The organism is Floridaenema aerugineum BLCC-F46 (assembly GCF_041929345.1).
Taxonomy (GTDB): domain Bacteria; phylum Cyanobacteriota; class Cyanobacteriia; order Cyanobacteriales; family Aerosakkonemataceae; genus Floridanema; species Floridanema aerugineum.
In genome coordinates this window covers 1-2,414 of record NZ_JBHFNQ010000088.1, presented here as the reverse complement: position 1 = coordinate 2,414, position 2,414 = coordinate 1, and the positions used below count along the sequence as shown (strand labels likewise).

The following is a 2,414-nucleotide window of genomic DNA, read 5'->3' as shown; positions in this document are numbered from 1 at the left end:
GCTTTCTAGGATACTTGCCTTCACTCACAAGGTTATGAAGTTGTCAGTACCAAGGATTTAAGTGCTTCTCAACCTATTGGTTACTTGATACTGCTAGTCGTCCCCCGATTTCTCGGTTTTGACTAAACGAATCGCACTTTCTAGCTGCATTCTCGTCCCTATCATGGTGGGTTTGGCATACTGGACAAACCCATTCTCTATCTTTTAGGGTGAGAGAATCATTTTTATGTTTGCAGCAATTACAAAGCTTCGTACTCGGGAAAAATCTGTCAACTTCTACAAGAATTCCGCCAACTCTTTTCAGTTTGTAGTCTAAGAAATTAACTAGCATCCCAAACCCAGCATCTAATACAGATTTGGCTAGATTAGTTCGAGCTAGTCCTTTTACACAAAGGTTCTCGACTACAAGAGCTTGGTTATCACTCACTAACTGATGGGAGAGTTTATGGAGAAAATCAAGTCTAGTGTTGGCGATTTTTTGATGAACTTTGGCTACTCTCTTAACCTGTTTTTTCCGGTTATTAGAGCCGAGCTTTTTCCGGGATAAAGATTTTTGTCTTCTTCTTAATCTAGAAGCGTATTTCCAAGTCGGCTTAATCGGGTCAACCTTGTAGGTTGTCTCCCCATCAAACACCGTAACCAAAGAATTTAAACCCAAATCGATTCCCGAAATCTTACCTTCTTTATTAGTTGAAACATCTTCAGTTTCCAACAAAATAGCGGCAAAATATTTATCCGTGCTGTCCTTTGAGACAGTCACGGATTTTATTTTGCCGCTTATCTTTTTGGAGATTACTGCTTTAACAATTCCCAATTTAGGGAGTTGGATACCATTTCCTTTTACCGAGCAACCTGCTGGGTATCTCAGCGATTGCTTCTTGTGTTTACTTTTGAACTTCGGAAATTTAGCCCGATGTTCAAAAAAGTTCTTAAATGCTGCTTCTAGATTTTTAAGCGATTGTTGCAATGCCGTTCGCGTAGCGTTGCGTAGCAAAGAAGACGCTTCTTTTAACCACAAGAAATCTTCTTGTTTCTTCAGTTGCGTCAAATCCTTCGCCATATCGCAATAGCTTAATCCTTTTCCTGTTTCCTGATATTGAGTGTTGCTTTTGTTCAGGTAATAGTTCCAAACAAAGCGACAACAGCCAAAATTTTTAATTAGGGCTATTTGCTGTTCTTTATTTGGGTATATTCTTACCTTTAAAGCTGTTAACATCACTCTATTAATCAGGAAATTATTAATAGTATAGCCTGGAAAAATGTCAGCGTCAAACTATATTGATTCGCTGCGCTCAATCTGAGTTTTTGGTCACAATTCATCTCCCGTCACAACGCAGTTTGACGGGAGTCTTCTTGCTTCATTGAGATAATTTTATAAATACAAGGTTCGTTGTGAGCACTTCAGTGATCAAGCGATCAAGCGCTTACAACAGACAAATAGAAAGTCTCAGGACTTACGCAGCGTGGGTCAAAAACCCGGTTTGGAGTGTTAACCTTGCTCATCTAAACCAACGATTTTGTTGAGAAACCGGGTTTTTATGCGGAAGTCCTAAGTCTGTTGTGAACACTGAAGTACTCAAGCGCTGAAGCGCTGACAACAGGCTTAAAAAGTAAAAACTGAGCTAGATTAGCCCAGTTTGTTTCTTGAGAGTTCAGTAAATTTTTAAACTTAATAATTTGACCAGAGTTCGCTGCGCCAACAAAATTACATTGCAGAAGAGATTTCATTAACCATTTGCAAACGTCCCCGACGCACACCGTAAAGTAATCTATCTACAATGCTTTGTTCTTCTTCACTTAAGCAACCTTGCAGAATAGCAGCTTTTAGCCCGTAGCGATCGGCAAGGGTAATACGTCCAGAACTGGTAACTTCGGCGAATAAGTCAGAAAGGGCGGTGGGGAGGAGGTTGAGTTGGTTAGTCATTGGTTTTAGCTGAACTCTATGCTTTTATTATGGAAACAAATAAAGCCAACCTCGGTGATTACACTGATGACAGGCAAGTGATAGTCATATATTCGGAAAAGTGATCTCGATCACAAGAATTTATAGAGGTGAAAACATGAGCCCAGAAGAGTTGATGAGAATAGCTTTAGCAGAGGCGAAGCAAGGCGATGCGCCCTTTGGGGCGGTAATAGTGAAGGATGGGGAAATTGCGATCGCCGCCCACAATACCGTCAAACGCGATCGCGATCCTTCCGCCCACGCCGAAGTTAACGCCATTCGACTTTTAACTAAAAAGCTCAACAGCACTTCTTTAGAAGGTTATACCTTATATAGTTCATAAAACCATAGACAAATATCTCAGGTCTTATTTTGTAGGTGTTACCCTAACTGGGTGAACTACTACACCCTCTATCCCATTGCTCGCAGAGCGTTTGGGACTGCTTGTAGTCTTTTACTCGTCCCCTTTAGT

At 40.8% G+C, this 2,414-nt stretch carries 2 protein-coding genes and 1 pseudogene; 1 reads left to right on the top strand and 2 read right to left on the bottom strand.

The genetic code is table 11. The features are described from left to right. Nucleotides 1-73: 73 nt before the first annotated feature. Both ACE1CC_RS11060 and ACE1CC_RS11055 read right to left on the bottom strand, forming a co-directional pair. Nucleotides 74-1,216 carry an RNA-guided endonuclease InsQ/TnpB family protein gene (locus ACE1CC_RS11060; protein WP_413270514.1) on the bottom strand — a complete coding sequence of 381 codons (1,143 nt, stop codon included), beginning with the start codon at nt 1,214-1,216 and terminating at the stop codon, nt 74-76. 489 nt (nt 1,217-1,705) lie between these two features. Further along, on the bottom strand, nt 1,706-1,924 hold the full coding sequence (locus ACE1CC_RS11055) for a hypothetical protein (RefSeq protein ID WP_413270513.1): 219 nt from the start codon (nt 1,922-1,924) through the stop codon (nt 1,706-1,708). Nucleotides 1,925-2,060: 136 nt separating this feature from the next. On the opposite strand from ACE1CC_RS11055, the pseudogene ACE1CC_RS11050 reads away from it, so the two are divergent. After that, nucleotides 2,061-2,282: pseudogene (locus tag ACE1CC_RS11050) on the top strand (nucleoside deaminase); the annotation flags it as partial. Nucleotides 2,283-2,414 lie beyond the last annotated feature (132 nt).